Annotated in this window: 14 protein-coding genes; 2 read left to right on the top strand and 12 right to left on the bottom strand. The window is 65.1% G+C overall.

All coding sequences use genetic code 11. The annotated features are described in order from the left end of the window. The gene (locus BE0216_RS06325; protein ID WP_094635890.1) at positions 1 to 1,158 is read left to right on the top strand and encodes a glutamyl-Q tRNA(Asp) synthetase; all 1,158 of its coding nucleotides are present in this window, start codon (positions 1 to 3) and stop codon (positions 1,156 to 1,158) included. A gap of 47 nt (positions 1,159 to 1,205) precedes the next feature. Then, a complete protein-coding gene (locus BE0216_RS06320) occupies positions 1,206 to 2,252 on the top strand; it encodes a glycerophosphodiester phosphodiesterase family protein (RefSeq protein WP_094635889.1) in 1,047 nt (348 codons plus the stop codon). A 171-nt stretch (positions 2,253 to 2,423) separates the two neighbouring features. On the opposite strand, the gene rlmH is transcribed toward BE0216_RS06320, so the two are convergent. The 12 genes from rlmH to BE0216_RS06260 all read right to left on the bottom strand — a co-directional run bounded on the left by rlmH (position 2,424) and on the right by BE0216_RS06260 (position 16,320). Next, positions 2,424 to 2,903 carry a 23S rRNA (pseudouridine(1915)-N(3))-methyltransferase RlmH gene (gene rlmH / locus BE0216_RS06315; RefSeq protein WP_094635888.1) on the bottom strand — a complete coding sequence of 160 codons (480 nt, stop codon included), beginning with the start codon at positions 2,901 to 2,903 and terminating at the stop codon, positions 2,424 to 2,426. Further along, complete coding sequence (upp, locus tag BE0216_RS06310; RefSeq protein WP_094635899.1) at positions 2,903 to 3,544, bottom strand: uracil phosphoribosyltransferase; 642 nt, start codon at positions 3,542 to 3,544, stop codon at positions 2,903 to 2,905. The genes rlmH and upp overlap by 1 nt, the downstream gene beginning before the upstream one ends. Before the next feature lie 64 nt (positions 3,545 to 3,608). Then, on the bottom strand, positions 3,609 to 4,670 hold the full coding sequence (locus BE0216_RS06305; protein WP_094635887.1) for a LacI family DNA-binding transcriptional regulator: 1,062 nt from the start codon (positions 4,668 to 4,670) through the stop codon (positions 3,609 to 3,611). A 138-nt stretch (positions 4,671 to 4,808) separates the two neighbouring features. Beyond that, complete coding sequence (locus BE0216_RS06300; RefSeq protein ID WP_094635886.1) at positions 4,809 to 6,872, bottom strand: glycoside hydrolase family 31 protein; 2,064 nt, start codon at positions 6,870 to 6,872, stop codon at positions 4,809 to 4,811. Positions 6,873 to 7,247: 375 nt separating this feature from the next. Then, the gene (locus BE0216_RS06295; RefSeq protein WP_169714230.1) at positions 7,248 to 7,406 is read right to left on the bottom strand and encodes a hypothetical protein; all 159 of its coding nucleotides are present in this window, start codon (positions 7,404 to 7,406) and stop codon (positions 7,248 to 7,250) included. Positions 7,407 to 8,010: 604 nt separating this feature from the next. After that, the gene (locus tag BE0216_RS06290; RefSeq protein ID WP_094635885.1) at positions 8,011 to 10,083 is read right to left on the bottom strand and encodes a glycoside hydrolase family 31 protein; all 2,073 of its coding nucleotides are present in this window, start codon (positions 10,081 to 10,083) and stop codon (positions 8,011 to 8,013) included. An 86-nt stretch (positions 10,084 to 10,169) separates the two neighbouring features. Beyond that, complete coding sequence (locus BE0216_RS06285) at positions 10,170 to 10,985, bottom strand: carbohydrate ABC transporter permease (protein ID WP_094635884.1); 816 nt, start codon at positions 10,983 to 10,985, stop codon at positions 10,170 to 10,172. Position 10,986: 1 nt separating this feature from the next. Continuing rightward, positions 10,987 to 11,910: a carbohydrate ABC transporter permease gene (locus tag BE0216_RS06280; RefSeq protein WP_094635883.1), complete on the bottom strand. Its 924-nt coding sequence runs from the start codon at positions 11,908 to 11,910 to the stop codon at positions 10,987 to 10,989. 143 nt (positions 11,911 to 12,053) lie between these two features. Beyond that, positions 12,054 to 13,229, bottom strand: a complete 1,176-nt coding sequence (locus tag BE0216_RS06275; RefSeq protein WP_094635882.1) for an ABC transporter substrate-binding protein — start codon at positions 13,227 to 13,229, stop codon at positions 12,054 to 12,056. A gap of 183 nt (positions 13,230 to 13,412) precedes the next feature. After that, positions 13,413 to 14,408 carry a LacI family DNA-binding transcriptional regulator gene (locus tag BE0216_RS06270; protein ID WP_094635881.1) on the bottom strand — a complete coding sequence of 332 codons (996 nt, stop codon included), beginning with the start codon at positions 14,406 to 14,408 and terminating at the stop codon, positions 13,413 to 13,415. A 117-nt stretch (positions 14,409 to 14,525) separates the two neighbouring features. Then, positions 14,526 to 15,200 carry a hypothetical protein gene (locus tag BE0216_RS06265; protein ID WP_094635898.1) on the bottom strand — a complete coding sequence of 225 codons (675 nt, stop codon included), beginning with the start codon at positions 15,198 to 15,200 and terminating at the stop codon, positions 14,526 to 14,528. Positions 15,201 to 15,267: 67 nt separating this feature from the next. Further along, complete coding sequence (locus tag BE0216_RS06260; protein ID WP_094635880.1) at positions 15,268 to 16,320, bottom strand: NUDIX hydrolase; 1,053 nt, start codon at positions 16,318 to 16,320, stop codon at positions 15,268 to 15,270. Positions 16,321 to 16,343 lie beyond the last annotated feature (23 nt).

Raw genomic sequence — 16,343 nt, 5'->3', positions numbered from 1 at the left:
ATGACCGGACGATTCGCGCCGACCCCATCGGGGCGCATGCATATCGGCAACGCGTATGCGATGCTCGCCGCATGGCTGGACGCGCGCTCGCGCGGCGAACGCATGCTGTTGCGCATCGAGGATATCGACACCCCGCGCGTGCTGCCCGACGCCGACCGTCTGATGATGGACGACCTGATTTGGCTCGGCCTCGACTGGGACGGCGATCCCGTCTACCAGTCCTCGCCCGAGCGCCACGCCCGATATGAGGAGGCGCTGGCATGTCTGGCCAACGCCGGCCTGGTCTATCCCTGCTTCTGTTCGCGGGCCGACCTGCGCGCCGCCTCCGCTCCCAATGAGGGTGACGGCTTCATGATCTATCCCGGCACCTGCCGGCGGCTGTTGGAGGAGCGGCCGGACGAGGTCAAGGCGCGTCTGGCTCGGGGCGACCGCCATTCGCTGCGCATCGTGATGCCCGGTGGCTGGGCCGCGCCGCATGAGACCGCCGCCGACGCCTACTCGGGATTCATTGATGAGGTGTTCGGCCCGCAACTGTTCAACCTGCCGCGCATGGTCGGCGATTCCGTGGTCCGCCGTGCCGATGGGCTGTTCGCCTACCAGCTGGTCGTCGTCGTCGACGATCTCGACATGGGCGTCGACCGCGTCGTGCGCGGCCGCGACCTGTTGCGCTCCACCGCCCTGCAGCGTTGGATCCGCGCGAGTCTGCTGGGCGCGGGCTTCACGCCCCAAGCGCATGCGGACTCGCCAACGTCGTTCTTCGGCGAAGCGGCGAACGGCGGGCCGACGGCGATGCCCGTGGAATCCCACGCGGACGGCGGCGGTTCGCTTGCCGGTGCCTCAGGCGAACGGAGGAACACCGCTTCCTCCCCGGAACATCCGGTCTACGCGCATCTGCCGCTGATCGACAACGCAGCCGGCAAGCGTCTTGCCAAACGCGAACGTTCGCTCGATATGGGAGCGTTGCGCGCCCGCGGAGTGACGCCCGAGCAGGTCGTCGGCTACTGCGCGTATCTGCTGAACCTTCGCCCCGACGCCGAACCATGCTCCGCCGCCGAACTGGTGTCGGACTTCTCATGGGAGCCGTTGCGCGCCGAACATGACGACCGTGCCGTCGACCCTTCGGATCCGTCATGCCCCGTCTGGCTTCGTGAGGCTTGACCCGTGTTGGGGCTACCCTTGAGACAAGCCAAATGGAAGGAAACGAAATGTCGAAATTCCTCAGGAACGTTCTGGTCGGCGGCGCGGTCGCCACAGGTGCCGCCGCTTGGGCCCTGGCTCCGCGCGCGTTCGGCGACAAGCGCCGCAATTATGTGCCGGCGGTTCCCGACGTGTGGTACGCCCACCGTGGTCTGCATGACGCCGGTTCCGGCTTGACCGCGCAATACGCCGTGGGCAGTGGCGATTATGTGGCCCTCGCCCGGCGCATGGCGATGAAGGCGGGCTATGCCACGCCGAACGAGACCGGTCCGATCGCTCCGGAGAATTCCCTCGCCTCCTTCGCCGCCGCCTGCGAGGCCGGCTACGGCATCGAACTCGACGTGCAGCTGACGCTGGACGGCCAAGTGGTGGTCGTGCACGACGAAGATCTGCTGCGTGTGGCGGGCGACCCGCGCCGCATCGAGGATCTGACCTACGACGAGCTGACCCGCATCCCGCTGTTCCCCGGTGCCAAGCCGGGAGACGCCGTGGCCAAGCCGCTTCCCGGCGCCGAGCAGCGCCCGCCGCTGGTCACCACGCCTTCCGCCGCGCCCGACGGTTACTACCAGCATGTGCCGCTGTTCGCCGACGTGCTCAAGGTTGTGGCCGGACGCGTGCCACTGGTTGTGGAATACAAATTCGACTGCGACGCCCGTTGGGACGAGCGCTGCGATCTGCTGATGGAGCGGGGCGATGCGCTGCTGCAAGGCTATGAGGGCGCGTACGTCGTCGAGTCGTTCCATCCCCAGGCCATGCGCTGGTATAAGGAGCACCGTCCGGAGGTGTGCCGTGGCCAGTTGGCCGAAGCGGCGTCGATGGGCGGGTCCGGAGCCTCGGCTTGGGCCGCCGGTCTGCTGGCGTTCGACTGGCTGTCCCGCCCCGACTTCGTGGCCTATGACTGGCGCGGCGGCAATACTCCGCAGGTGCGCGCCGCCCGTTCGATGGGCGCGACCACCGTCTCGTGGACGGTGCGCAGCCAGGACGAGGTCGCCGAATGCGACGCCTGGTTCGACCGCCACATCTTCGAATCCTTCGTGCCTTCCGCGCGTCAATAAGCGCTCCCGCGTCATCCTGAGCGGAACACATTCTTTCTCTCGTCATTCTGAGCGGAGCGCGTAGCGCGGAGTCGAAGAATCTCACATCGGTAAGGTGAGGAGATCCTTCGACTCCGCTTCGCTTCGCTCAGGATGACGGGAGGGGTCCGCTCGGAAGGCGGTTGGGTCGCGTTACTTGTGATAGGGCTCGTGCGCGTTGATTTTGTAGGCCCGATACACCTGTTCGAGCAGGATCACGCGCATGAGCTGGTGCGGAAACGTCATCTTCGAGAAGCTGAGTTTCATATCCGCGCGGCGAAGCACGGCATCGTCAAGGCCGATGGAACCGCCGATCACGAATTGGATATGACTGACGCCCCGCAACCCCCATTGCGCGAGATTCGCCGCCAGATTCTCCGAGGAGAGCATTTTGCCGTCGATGGCCAAGGCGACGACGAACGCGTCGGATTTGAGATGTTTGGCGATGCGCTCGCCCTCTTTGGCGCGAATCTGACGTTCCACGCCTTCGCTGGCGCGGTCCGGCGTCTTCTCGTCCGCGACCTCGAGAATGGAGAGCCTGCAGTAGCGGGAGAGCCGCTTGGCATACTCATCGATGGCGTCGGCAAGATAGCGTTCTTTGATCCTGCCGACGCATACGATGTCGATCTGCATCAGTCGATCACGCCGTAGAGGCGGTCGCCGGCGTCGCCGAGGCCCGGCACGATATAGCACTTCTCGTTGAGCTTCTCATCGACGCCGCACACCACGACCTTGAAGTCGATGGTCGGGTCGATGTTCTCCTCGACGAATTTGATGCCTTCGGGCGCGGCGATGATGTTGATCGCGGTGACGTCCTTCGCGCCGCGTTCGGCCAGATAGTGCGTGGCTGCGACCAGCGTGCCGCCGGTGGCGAGCATCGGGTCGATGAGGAAGCACTGGCGGCCGGAGAGGTCGTCGGGCAGACGGTTCGCGTAGGTGATCTGCTGGGTGGGATGCTCCTCGTCGCGCTTCATACCCAGGAATCCGACCTCGGCGGTCGGAATCATCTTGGTCATGCCGTCGAGCATGCCGAGGCCCGCGCGCAGCACCGGCACGATAATCGGCGCGGGGGTGGCGATATGCTTGCCGACCATCGGCGCGACCGGCGTTTCGATGGGCTTGTCCACAACGGCGAGCCCGCGGGTGGCCTCGTAGGCCTCCAGCATCACCAGTTCGGTGACGAGTTCGCGGAAGGTGGAGGAGGGGGTGTTCTTGTTGCGCAGCACGGTGAGCTTATGCTCGACCAGCGGATGGTCCAAAACATGAAGATCAATACTCATACGTCCAAGATTAACGCGCCCGCCGCCCGGCCGCGACCACGCCGCGCGAGAGGCGTCTCTAGAGCGCGGGTTTCCGTTCGGCGCTGCCCCGCCGCGCGAGGGTGAATCCGACGGTGCGGATTTGCGGCGCATACGCGTCGGTCGCGTCGGTTGCGCCGCTCCCCGCGCTTCTGCCGTCAAGACGCGCGATCAACAGATCCAGGCATGCGGCGGCGACCTCGCCGGCGTCCACGCACACACTGGTCAGGCCGGGCGTGGTGTAGCGGCCGTCCTCCACACCGTCGAATCCCACGATGGCGACCTCGTGGGGCACGCTGACGCCGGCGTCGGTCAGCGCCTTCAACGCGCCGATGGCAAGCGGATCGTTCAGACAGCATACGCCGTCGAAATCGCGCCGTTCCGCCAGAATCCGCGTCATCAGCTCGTAGCCGCCCTGGCGGCTCCACAGGCATGCGTAGACGTTTTCCGCGCGATATTCCAATCCCGACTCCCGCAGCCCGCGCATGGCGCCGAGCAGACGCCGCCGGCCGGAGGTGTTCGCCGTGGCGAGCTCCTCGGGCGGCGCGTAGGCGTCGCCGATCACCAGCACGTTGCGGCAGCCCTGCTGGGCCAAATGCCGCGCGGCCGCCCGCATGCCCTCGACGCATGGGGTGAACACGCAATCGGCCTGATCCTCCAATCCGAAGCCGTCGAAGAACACCAGCGGCTGCGTGCGGCCGAAGGCCAGGATGTCGGCGGCGTCGGAGCTGGGCCAGCATACGATCGTGCCGTCGCAGACCTGCGTGGCCGGGCTGGCCAGAACCCGCTGCTCGAAGTCGCGCGAGAAGCGGGTCTGCTGCACGATCGCCTGATAGCCGCGTTCCTGCGCCAGATCGGAGACGCTGGCGGCGAGGTCCGCGGGGAAGATGAGGTCGAAGTCGGTCATGGTCAGGCCGATGACATGCGTGCGTCCGGAACTGAGCTGGCGCGCCGCGATATTCGGACGGTAGCCGAGCGCTTCGGCGGCCGCGAGCACGCGCCGCGCGGTTTCGGCCTTGACGACCGTTTTGCCTCGCAGCGCGTTCGATGCGGTCATCCGCGATACTCCGGCGCGCGCCGCCACATCGTCGAGCGTGACCATGGCACCCTCCTTCCAACCTCGTGTTGCGTGTCTTCATGCTACAGCGTGCGGGAGCCGCGTCCGCATCGTGCCCGCAGTCCCGCGTGGGCCCACGCACGGACCCACGATCGTACGATTCCCGCACGCCCTGTATCCGACCTAGATCATCCCCGCGAGCCCGTGGTCGGCGCCGTCGCGGGCGAACAGCGGCAGCACGTCGAGCGGGGCCTCGACGGCGACGGTCCGGCCGCCGGCATACTGCGTGCCGTCGTGCAGATTCGTCCATGTGGTCGACTCGTCGCCGGGCAGGTACACCTCGCGCGAGCGCGCGCCGAATTCGGTGACCGGCGCGACCAGCAGATCCGGGCCGAAGAGGTATTCGTCGGCCACGTTGGCTGCCGCCTCATCGTCGGGGAACTCGTGGAACAGGCCGCGCACCAGCGGCTGGCCGTCGGTGTGGGCGGCGTCGAACAGTTCGCGCGTGTACGGGCGCAGGGTTTCGCGGATGCGGATGTATTTGAGCATCAGCTCCTCGATGGCCTCCCCGTAGCTCCACGGCTCGTTGTCGGCGCCGGTGTGGATGTGGTCGATGGGGTTGCCCTTGCGGTCGAAGACGGGTTTGCCGGGCACGCGGGTTCCGGGCAGGCGGTCGCCGTGGTTGCGCATCACGGGGGAGAAGCAGGAGAACTGGCACCAGCGCGCGTACAGTTCGCGGAATTCCTCGCTCTCCGGGTCTCCCATCGCGAATCCGCCCATGTCGGTGGTGAACCACGGGATGCCGGCGACGCCCATATGGATGGCGCAGGTGATCTGCGCTTTGAGGTCGTCGAAGGTGGAGTGCACGTCGCCCGACCAGACCAGCGAGCCGTAGCGCTGCGAGCCGGCCCAGGCGGCGCGGGTGAGGTTCACGATGTCGTCTTGCCGGCCGATGGCGAGCTGGCCGTCGTAGAAGGTTTTGTTGTAGAGCTGCGGGTACACGTTGCCGACTTTGTTCACCGGGCCGAGATGGTACAGGTAGTGGTCGTAGTCGTAGTCGCCGCCCCATTCCGGTTCGGCCTCGTCGAGCCAGAACGCGTCGACGCCGAGGTCGGTGTAGTTCTTTTTGGACAGCGCCCACACGAACGCGCGCGCCTCGGGGTTGGTGGCGTCGAAGAACTGGTTGTCGCGCGGCCACCACATGCCCACGTCCTTGCCTTGGCGGGTTTTGGCCAGGTAGTTGCGCCGGCGCATTTCGTCGTAGTTCTCCGACTCGAGGTCGATCTGCGGCCAGACGGAGACCATGAGTTTGATGCCCATCTCGTGCAGTTCGTCGGCCATGGCCTTGGGGTCGGGCCAGAACTCCTCGTCGAAGCGGAAGTCGCCCATCAGCGGCCAGTGGAAGAAGTCGATGACGATCAGGTCGATGGGGATTTCACGGCGTTTGAATTCGCGCGCCACCTCGAGCAGCTGCTCCTGGTTCCAGTAGCGCAGTTTGCACTGCCAGAAGCCCAGTCCCCATTCGGGCATGACGGGCGCGTGGCCGGTCGCGTCGGCGTATTGGCGTTCGATTTGGGCGGGGTTCGCGCCCGTGGTGATCCAGTAGTCGATCTGGTCGCAGACGGCGGCCTGCCACTGGGTGGTGTTGCGGGCGAAGGTGGCGCGTCCGACGGCCGGATTGTGCCATAGGAGGCCGTATCCGGCCGAGGAGAGCACGAAGGGCACGGAGACCTGGGAGTTGCGGTGCGCGAGTTCCAGCGTGCTGCCTTTGAGATCCATCACCGGCTGTTGGTATTCGCCCATGCCGTAGAGATGTTCGGCGTCGTTCGCGTCGAAGGTCACGGTGGCGCGTGTGCCGCCGCCGGGCAGTGATTCGTATTTGCGGGCGCGCAGACGCAGCGCGCCGCCGTCGCCGCTTTCGCGCAGCAATACGGTGCCGTCGGCTTTGGTGAAGGTGAGACGGCAGGCGCTGCCTTCCGCGTTGGCTTCGGCGGTGGCGACGATGTCGCCGTTGGTCAGGGTGGCGGTGGTTCCGCCGTCGGCGTTCGCCTCGATGGTGATGGTGGGCGCGACGGTTGCTTCGGGTTCGAGCAGGGCCCAATCGGCGGGGATGATGGGTTCCATCAGGCGGGCGCGCACGCGCACGCTGTTCGCTCCCCAGGCCTCGATGCGCAGATACTCGCCGTCTCCGGTCCATTCGAGGGCGTTGCCCAGGGCGCGGAATGTGTGGGTGGTGTTGGTGGTCATGGCAGCTCCTGTGCTGGTCGGCGTTGTCTCGGCGCCGTCGGCGGCGTCGGTGCGGATGCGGTGTGCGTGGCGTCTGGCAAGGAGGTCCGACGCCACGCTCCGATATGATTGTAGCGCTAAAATTGTAGCGCTACAACAAAGACGCGCAACGGCGTTTCGTTCACCCCGGCAAAATGGACGCATCTGTTCAAATGCAAATAACTCGCGCGACTTTTATGCACTAATGCAAAAAAGTCACGCGACTTTTTGGTAACTGCTGCATAAAACTCGCGCGACTTTTTGGCATCGGCTCGTATAAACTTCTTTGTTCCCAAGCATCCTTGATATGGATTGGATGGCCCGCCACAGGTCGCCCCGTGGCGGGCTGAGTCGCCGTTACTGGCGGCTGCTTCCGGCTCGTATCGCGTACATGGTCAATGCCAGTATCGCGACGTCGGCCGCAGTGGAGTCCACCTTGGCCGCCAAGGCGATGGCCAGCACCGCCATGAGCCAGATTATCGAACCGCCGCGCGGCTCCTCATTGGGATTATGCATGATTATGCACTTTCGATGTCGAGCCGCGCCGCGTGGGACGCGGCAACGTCATCCGGCGGTCGCCGGACGGTCTTCTCCGACCCTCGCTAGAAGGTCTTCGTCGACGAAGTTAATGGTATCGAGTATGATGGATGATGCCGGCGAAGCATCGCTAGCTTCCTCCAAATCAAGGCGGGTATACACGACTTCAGGAGGATGGCCGAACCGGCGGGTGTCGGATTAGCACCCACTTTCGATGTGCGTTAGCCGGTGTCTTCGGACACCGGCTTTTCGCTTTCTCCTCGCATGAGGAGGCAATGGCGAAAGATAGCGGGTAGGATTCGGGCGGGGGCTGCGAGGGGCAAGAAAAGGAAATGCGCCGAGCCGTGAAAGCGCCTGTCGGCGCAAGGGCCGCTCGCGGCGGCAAAAAATGGAGCCCGGGGCTTAAGCACGGCCCGACGCGGATATCAGTATAAGGCACGCGCGGCCAAGGGCGCGCGCGGATGACGCGTTCCGCCAAAAAATGCCGTGCCCCATCCACGAATACTCGTCGATGGGGCACGGGGGCGGTTCGGTCCCGCGGCTGTGGCGGCCTATGCGGCTCGCCTCGCCGGGTCGCGGGCGATCACAGCGCGCCTGCCAGACCGTGGTCGCGGCCGTCGCGGGCGAACACCGGAATCACGTCGAGCGGGGCGTCGGTCTGAATCGTGGTGCCTCCCTGATGCACGCTGCCGTCATGCAGGCAGGTCCAGCTGACGCCGGCATCGCCGGGCAGGTAGACCTCGCGCGAGCGCGCGCCTTCTTCCATGACCGGGGCGACCAGCAGATCGGCGCCCAGCATGTACTCGTCCGCGATATCCGCGGCGGTGGCGTCGTCGGGGAACTCGAAGAACAGTCCGCGCATCAGCGGGTGTCCCGTGCGATGGGCCTCGTCGAACAGCTCGCGCATGTACTCGCGCATCCTCTCGCGGATGCCGATGTACTTGGTGAACACCGCTTCGATGGTCTCGCCGTAGCTCCACGGCTCGTTGTCCGCGCCGGAGGGCGAACGATGCTCGCCGGCGGCGTTGGTGATGGTCTGCTTCATCGTGCCGTCCGGCTGCAGGGCGCTGCGGTCGCCGTGGTTGCGCATCACGGGGGAGAAGCAGGAGAACTGGCACCAGCGGGCGAGCACCTCGCGGAAGTACTCGGAGTTGATGTCTCCGTCGTGGAATCCGCCCATATCGGTGGTGAACCACGGAATGCCGGCCATGCCCATGTGGATGGCGCAGGTCACCTGCGCTTTGAGGTCGTCGAAGGTGGATCCCACGTCGCCGCTCCACACCAGCGCGCCGTAGCGCTGCGAGCCGGCCCAGGCGCATCGGGTGAGGTTCACGATCTCGTTCTCGCGGCCCATGGCCAGCTGGCCCTCGTAGAAGCCGCGGTTGTATTCGCGCGGGTACAGGTTGGCGATCTGCTGGTTGGGGCCGGCGAAATAGCGGTAGTTCTCGAAGTCGTAGGTGCCGTATTCCGGCTCGGCCTCGTCGAGCCAGAACGCGTCGGCGCCCAGATCGGCGTAGTTGGCGCGGCATTTGCCCCACACGTAGGCGCGCGCCTTGGGGTTGGTGGCGTCGAAGAACTGGCTCGGGCCCTCGAACATCATGCCGATGTCCTCGCCCGCGTCCGCCTTGACCAGCAGATTGCGCGACTTCATCTCGGCGTAGTTCTCGGAGGCGACGGCCACCTGCGGCCAGACGGAGACCATGAGTTTGATGCCCATCTCGTGCAGTTCGTCGGCCATGGCCTTGGGATCGGGCCAGAACTCCTCCTCGAAGCGGAAATCTCCCATGTGGGGCCAGTGGAAGAAGTCGATGACGATCAGATCGATGGGGATCTGGCGGCGTTTGAATTCGCGGGCCACCTCGAGCAGCTGCTCCTGGTTCCAGTAGCGCAGTTTGCACTGCCAGAAGCCCAGGCCCCATTCGGGCATGACGGGCGCGTGGCCGGTCGCGTCGGCGTAATGCTCCATGATGGCGGCGGGGGTGCCGCCCGCGCAGATCCAATAATCGATCTGGCTGGTCGCGTCGGCCTTCCATTCGGTGCGGTTCTTGCCGAAGGTCACCGAACCGATGGCCGGATTGTTCCACAGGAAGCCGTATCCGGCCGAGGAGACCACGAACGGCACCGACGCCTGGGAGTTGCGGTGCGCGAGTTCCAGCGTGCAGCCCTTGAGATCCATGACGTTCTGCTGGTATTCGCCCATGCCGTAGAGGCGCTCGTCCGCGGGGGCTTCGAAGGAGACGGTGACTTTGCACTCCCCGCCGGTGATCGGCTGGAAGCGGCGGGCATGCAGGTTCAACGATCCGCCGCGAGGCGATTCGCGCAGCAGCACCTTGCCGTCGGCGGTGAGGAAGGTCAGCGCGCAGCGGGGCTCCTCGTATCCCGATCCGCTGTACACGCCGTCGGTGGCCACGGCTTTGACCACGATGTTGCCGTTGCGCAGTTGGGCGGTGTTGGATTGTTCGTCGATGTCGACGCGCGCGTCGGGGCTGGGGGCGGCCGGTTCGGGCAGCAGCGCCCAGTCGGGATTCGCCACTTCGTGCATGCGGGCGGAGCGGACGCGGACGGAATCCGCTCCCCACGGCTCGATGCGCAGATATTCGCCGTCGCCGGTCCAGGTCAGTGCGTTGCCTTCCGCTGCGAAGGTTACTACGGTCATGATGGGTTCCTTTGTTGGTTGGAGTTGCGTGGGGCGGCCGTCGCCGGCGCTCCCCACGCAACGGATTGCTGAGGGATGGGTGGCGGTCAGTCCTTGACCGCGCCCGCGGTCACGCCCGCGGCCACGTACTTCTGCGCGACGATCAGCATCAGCGCGGTGGGGATGGACGCCAGCACGGCGGTGGCCATCATCGGACCCCATTCCTGGTTCTGCGCGCCGATGTAGTCGTACAGGCCCATGGTGATGGGGCGCAGCTTGCCGCCGCCCGCGTCGAGGGTGGAGGCGAACATGAAGTCGCTCCACGCCCACAGGAAGCTGAACAGCGAGGTGGTCACAATCGAATTGCGCGACAGCGGTACCACGATTTTGGTGAACACGGTCCACTGGTTCGCGCCGTCGATCTGGGCGGCTTCGATCAGCGAATGGGGCATGCCCATCATGAACGAGCTCAGCAGCATCACGGCGAAGGGCACGGCCACCGTGGAATCGGCGATGATCAGGCCCGGGATGGTGTCGAGCAGGCCGATCTCGTTGAAGATCTGGTAGAAGCCGAGGGCCATGACCACGGCCGGGATCATCTGCGCGACGATCAGCAGGAAGTTGGTGATCTTACGGCCTTTGTGCAGCAGGAACGCGATGGCGTACGAGGAGGGCATCGCGATGATCAGCGTGAAGATCACGCATCCGATGGCGATCAGCAGCGAGGTGCCGAGGTAGGGCAGCTGGTCGGAGAAGGCCCGCTGGAAGTTCTCCAGCGTGAAGCTCTTGGGGTACAGATCGCCGGAACGGATGGCCGAGCGGTCGGTGAACGCGATGTTGATCATCCAATAGATGGGGAACAGCATGATGAGGGTGAGGACCACGCCGATCGCGGTCTTCCACCAGGTGGAGCGGTGCTGCATCTTACTTTCCTTCCTCTTCGTTGCGCTGCGCCCACAGGTAGACGAACGCGAAGATCAGTGCGATGACGATAAGAATGGTGCCGATGACGGAGGCTTCGGAGTATTGGATGGTGGCCGAGGTTCCCTTGCCGAAGGCCATCTCATAGGCCCAGGTGGCGAGGGTTCGGGAGGATCCCGTGCCCTTCGTCATAATCCAGATGATGTCCACGGTTTTCAGCGTGTAGACGAAGCCCAGCAGCAAGGTGATCATGGTGACCGGCTTGAGCAGCGGGAAGGTGATCTTCCAGAAGCGCTGCCACGCGTTGCAGCCGTCGAGCGAGGCCGCCTCGTACAGGTCCACGCTGATGTTCTGCAGACCGGAGTAGAGGATCACCAGATTGAAGGGGATGCCCAGCCAGATGTTGGCGATGATCACGGCCCACAGCGAACGGTCGGCCTGCAGCCACCAGACCGGATCCATGCCGAACAGTCCGATGAACTTGTTGATGATGCCGTTGTCGGCGTCCATCATCCACTGCCAGATGGTGCCGGAGATCATCGGCGGCAGCAGCCACGGCACCAGGAAGGCGCCGCGCAGCAGGCCGGAAAGCTTGAAATGTTGGTTGAAGAACACGGCCAAAGCCAGGCCGATCGCGTACTGGAAGACGATGGACATCGCCACGAAGATCAGCGTCTGCCTGAGGGTGGTCCAGAACTCGGGGTCGGAAAGCACCTCTTGGTAGACCTCGAGTCCCGACCAGGGGGCGTCTCCGGTGATGAAGGTTCTGCGGGTGAAGCGGTGCAGGCTCATGGAGATGTTCTGGATGAGCGGGGCCACGTAGAAGATCAGCATGTATATGGCCAGCGGCGCGGCGAAGCCGATCGCCGCCAGCGTGGTGGGCTTGACGCGACGTCGCGTCTGCGCCTGGGGAGCGGAATGGGACATGATGCACCTTTTTTCGAATGGAACGATGAAGCGTGATGCGCGAGGACGGCGCAGCGTGCGAAGGCATGGAAAAGGGTACGGCCCGGTAGGCGCTGGGCCGTACCCGTATCAGAAAGGAAGGGGAATCGCGGGGTGTGGTCGGATCAGCTGTTGAGCGCGGCCTGGAGATCTTCGGAGAGCTGGGCGGAGATGGTCTCGTATTCGAGTCCGACCTCGGTGGTGCGGCCCTCGGCGTTCTCCACGGCGTCGACCCACGGGGCCCAGACGTCGTTCTCCGCGACCTGCTGCTCGCGCACGTCGCTCTTGGCGGCGAGATAGACCATCTCGTCGTTGGTGGCCTTGAGGTTCTCATCCGTGCCGATCAGGCATTCGATGACGTCGACGGTGGCCTGCAGCTTCTCGTCGCTGATGTCCTCCTGGGTGGGGATGGTGATGAACTCGCCGCCGGTGGGCACGGGGGCCACGCCGCCGTCCTTGGCGGGGATGGAGATCATCTCGAAGCCCTGCTCCTTGGCCGACTCGGCCTGCCAGGATCCGTTCTCGGAGAAGCCGTATTCGCCGGTGAGGAAGAGATCCCATGCGGCGGACTGGTTGTCGGTGGCCACGGACTTGGGGGCCCAGCCGTTCTTGACCCAGCCGGAGACCAGATCAAGCGCGTCCTGCTCGGCCTGCGAGCCCGCGGCGTCGGTCAGATCGCCGCCCGCGCCCCAGAACCACGGCAGGAACTGGAAGGTGCCCTCCTCGCCGGAGATGCCGGCGAAGGTGATGCCCTTGGCGCCGGATTCGACGACCTTCTCGATGGCGGCGTTCAGGGAATCCCAGTCGGTGATGGAGGCCGGGTCGACGCCCGCCTTCTCCAGCACTTCGGGATTGTAGTAGAGGCCGAGCGCGTTGGAGCCGTAGGAGACGCCGTACTGCACGCCGTCGATGATGCCGGGGCCTTCGATGTTCTCGTCGTAGTCGGAGACGTCCACGCCGGCGGCCTCGATGTCGGTGACCAGGCCGGCGTCCACGGCGGTCGGCATCTTCGGATTGTCGATCAGGGCGATCTGCGGGGCGTTGCCGGCCTTGACGGCCGTGGTCAGGTTGTTGAGCAGATCGGATTGGGCGTAGCCGACGCGCTTGACCGTGTAGCCCTCGGGGGCGCAGTCCTTGACGAAGGCCTCCCAGGTGCTGTCGGCGGTTTTCTGGGGGTACGGATCCCAGAATTCGATGGTGGTGGCGTCCTGCGCGGAGGATGAGCCGCATCCGGCGAGGCTGATGGCGGTGGCGCAGGCCGCGATTGAGGCGAGGACGCGGCGGGCGGTGGAGGTGTTCATCTCGGTTCCTTTCGGCTTTTTGTGGGTGGAGGGCTTCGGTGCCGTTCCTTGGTGGCCTGGTCGTGAACAGCGCTGATAGACGACTGGCCTGTGGTTATTTAACCGGTTCAACGAGATAAATATAACACCGTTGCCGAGGGATCGCAAATCGAATTTAGGACCGGATGCTCCGGATCCTTGCGGTCACTGGTATTTCAGCGACATAGGAAAGTCGAAAGCCTGCCTGACCATCGGCGCGTTGGGGTTGGAGATGCGCGAAAGCAGCAGCATGATGGCCGTCTCCACCAAGGCGGCGACGTCGATGTCGATGGAGACGAAGGGGATTCGCATCGAAGTGAACAACTGTTTGGGGAACAGCGTCACCACGCGCAGATCATCGGGCACATGCACCCCCAAATCGGCGAAGGTCTGCGGCGCGACGATGGTGGCCGACTCGTTGTGCAGCACCATGGCGGTGGCGTTCGGATAGTCGCGCAGCGAGGCGGCGATCGTCACGGAGGGATCGGATTCGTCGTCCTCGGGAAAGACGATATGGGCGGTGATGCCGTGGATTTTGGCCTGTTCGAGGATGGTGTCGCGGAATCGCAGCGCGAATCCCATCTTTCTGCGGAAGATGCTGCGCGACCACAGCAGCAGGATGATCTCGGTGTGCCCCTCCTGCGCGAGGTATTCGATGGTGTGTTGGGCCGCCTTCGGAAAATCGCTGTCGACGCTGTCGAGTCCGTAGGAATCCAACGGGGAGCCGAACGCCACTGTCGGCGCGCCCAGGGACGCCGCCATGGACAGGCGCGGATCGTCGTCGCTGACATCCATAAGGATGAATCCGTCGACCTTCCTCGAGGCCCACGCCTTGTTGAGCGCCTGGTCGCCGGAGTCGCTGCAGATGGAGAGGGTGTCGTATCCGAATTTCGCCGCCTGCTCCGACAGCAGATACATGTGCAGGCCGAACAGCGCCGACAGATACGAGCCGTGGTATGCGGGCGAGATGATGCCCAATGTCATGGTTTTCTTCACCGACAGCGCGCGGGCGGCATGGTTGACCGTATAACCCAGGTCCTCGACCGCCTTGCGCACTTTGGCGGCCGTCTGCTCCGTGATGCGCGGATCGTTGGACAGCACGTACGAGACGGTGGCCTTGGAGACCCCGGCGGCGCGCGCCACATCGGAGATGTTGACCATGACTCCTCCTCCCGCCATCGGCGAATCGCATACGCGACCTGACTTCAACCATACCCCGTCATGCGTCCAGGGGCAGGCGTCCGTCTTGCCGATCGGGGCGTTCGGGTACCCGGCCGGCTATTCGAGACGTCCCCGACGCCACAGATTCGCGCCGTGCTGGAAGTCCTTGGCGGTGGCGAACAGGTTGCCGGCGGTATGCATCAGACGAGCGGCCTTGGTGCGCAGCGCGTCCTCGTCGGTTACGTCCGATTCGGCGGCAGCGCCGTTGTTCGCGGAGACGACCAGCCTGTGGGCCTCGATACGCAATCCGGTGGCCACCACATCGGTGAACGCCGAGGCGCGTTCGAGCGCCACGGCGAAATCGCCGGTGAATGCGCCGGAGAGGATCGAATCCGCCAGTCGGGCGATGTCATCCTCCGTGGGCGCCTGGTCCACGCCGGCGATGGCGGAGGCGGACGTCGCCACCGGCTCGCCCACGCGCCACAGCCGCGCGATCGAATCGCGATGCCGGCGCATCCACGTGCGCAGCATGTACAGCCTCCACAGAATGCCGGGCAACGAATCCGGTTCGGAGGAACTCCACAATTCGGCGATCACATCCACACCCTCGCGGTCGACCAGCGTGAGCACGCGCTCCACCACGGCCGGATCCTCGCTGTGATGCACGCGGTCGAGCAACGCGGCCGCGGAGACATGCGCCAATTCGCTGATCGCCTGGGGGTCCATGCCTCCGGCCATCTGCTCAAGCAGTCCGGGTGCGAGCTGGCCCGGCCGCGACGGGCGCGCGCCCATGCCGGACGGGGCGAATCCCGCGCCGGCCGCGCGCACCGATCCGTTGCCCGGACCGAAATGCGAGGGATTAATAGACAAGCGGTGCCACCTTTTGAATATCGATAATCGTGGGTCCGTCGGCGCCTGCCACCACGAACAGGGCGACGGCGGTGCCGGTCTGCATATACGGCGATTTGGAGATCAAGCGTTTCTCCAGCATCGTCGACGCGCACATCGTGCGCAGATATTTGAACATACCACCGATCACCGGCCGATGCATGCAGATCGCGTCGGTCTGCCCGCTGGCGAGCGTCAGTTCGATCTCCGCGCGCAACGCGTCCCACGCGGCCCGCGGGTTCTCGGCGTAGGCGTCCTCGGTGAGCGCGTCGAGATGGACCATCGGCCGTCCGGTCTGCCATGACAGTCCCTGCAGGGTCTGCTGGCAGCGCAGCCAGGGCGAGGTGGCGAGGCGCACCGGGTTGTAGCAGGCGAGCTCGCGGTTGAGCGCGTAGGCCGCGGCCGCGCCGCGCGGGGTGATCGGGCGGTTCGCATCGGTGCCGCGCCAGGTTTTGCGGGCCTCTGCCTTGCCGTGCCGCACCAGCAGCACCGGGGTGGCATGAGCCGCGCCCTCCTCGATGCGGTCGACGAACAGGGCGAGCACGTCGCGGTCGGTGGAGTGGGTGAGCATCTTGCGCGCCTTCGTCACCGACACCCACACGATGCCGTCGATCTCGCCGACGTCCGCGCGTTGCACGGGGCCCAACGCGTCCAGCAGATGCTCGGAGTCCTCGTCGGTGATGGGGGACGCCATCCAGTAGAGGATATGCTTGGTGTCCACCGTGCGGTCCTTGGAACGGCGGGATTTGCGCCCCTCCTGGTCCAGCGGGTATTCGACCTCGCCCAGATACGGTCCCAACGCCACCGGAATGCCGGTCTCCTCGCTGATCTCGCGCACGGCGGCATGGCGGTGCGATTCGTTGATCTCCAGCTTGCCCTTCGGCCAGCTCCAATCGTCGTATTTCGGCCGGTGCACCACGCACACCTCGATGTGCTCGAGGATATGCTTGGCGTCCTCAGCCGGGGAGGGCGCGGGACGCAGCCGGTACAGGATGCCGCCGGCCGCCTCCACGATCTGTCTCATCTTGGTTCCCATAGTTGTATTGT

This window comes from Bifidobacterium eulemuris (assembly GCF_014898155.1).
Classification (GTDB): domain Bacteria; phylum Actinomycetota; class Actinomycetes; order Actinomycetales; family Bifidobacteriaceae; genus Bifidobacterium; species Bifidobacterium eulemuris.
This window is presented reverse-complemented; position numbering and strand designations above follow the sequence as displayed.

What these genes read in the sequence shown, in the direction of transcription:
- BE0216_RS06265 (WP_094635898.1), bottom strand. Translation starts at nt 15,200, where the DNA reads ATGGGCGCGCGCCCGTCGCGGCCGGGCCAGCTCGCACCCGGACTGCTT.
- BE0216_RS06275 (WP_094635882.1), bottom strand. Translation starts at nt 13,229, where the DNA reads ATGAACACCTCCACCGCCCGCCGCGTCCTCGCCTCAATCGCGGCCTGC.
- BE0216_RS06270 (WP_094635881.1), bottom strand. Translation starts at nt 14,408, where the DNA reads ATGGTCAACATCTCCGATGTGGCGCGCGCCGCCGGGGTCTCCAAGGCC.
- BE0216_RS06280 (WP_094635883.1), bottom strand. Translation starts at nt 11,910, where the DNA reads ATGTCCCATTCCGCTCCCCAGGCGCAGACGCGACGTCGCGTCAAGCCC.
- BE0216_RS06295 (WP_169714230.1), bottom strand. Translation starts at nt 7,406, where the DNA reads ATGCATAATCCCAATGAGGAGCCGCGCGGCGGTTCGATAATCTGGCTC.
- BE0216_RS06320 (WP_094635889.1), top strand. Translation starts at nt 1,206, where the DNA reads ATGTCGAAATTCCTCAGGAACGTTCTGGTCGGCGGCGCGGTCGCCACA.
- BE0216_RS06300 (WP_094635886.1), bottom strand. Translation starts at nt 6,872, where the DNA reads ATGACCACCAACACCACCCACACATTCCGCGCCCTGGGCAACGCCCTC.
- BE0216_RS06285 (WP_094635884.1), bottom strand. Translation starts at nt 10,985, where the DNA reads ATGCAGCACCGCTCCACCTGGTGGAAGACCGCGATCGGCGTGGTCCTC.
- BE0216_RS06305 (WP_094635887.1), bottom strand. Translation starts at nt 4,670, where the DNA reads ATGGTCACGCTCGACGATGTGGCGGCGCGCGCCGGAGTATCGCGGATG.
- rlmH (WP_094635888.1), bottom strand. Translation starts at nt 2,903, where the DNA reads ATGCAGATCGACATCGTATGCGTCGGCAGGATCAAAGAACGCTATCTT.
- BE0216_RS06260 (WP_094635880.1), bottom strand. Translation starts at nt 16,320, where the DNA reads ATGAGACAGATCGTGGAGGCGGCCGGCGGCATCCTGTACCGGCTGCGT.
- BE0216_RS06290 (WP_094635885.1), bottom strand. Translation starts at nt 10,083, where the DNA reads ATGACCGTAGTAACCTTCGCAGCGGAAGGCAACGCACTGACCTGGACC.
- BE0216_RS06325 (WP_094635890.1), top strand. Translation starts at nt 1, where the DNA reads ATGACCGGACGATTCGCGCCGACCCCATCGGGGCGCATGCATATCGGC.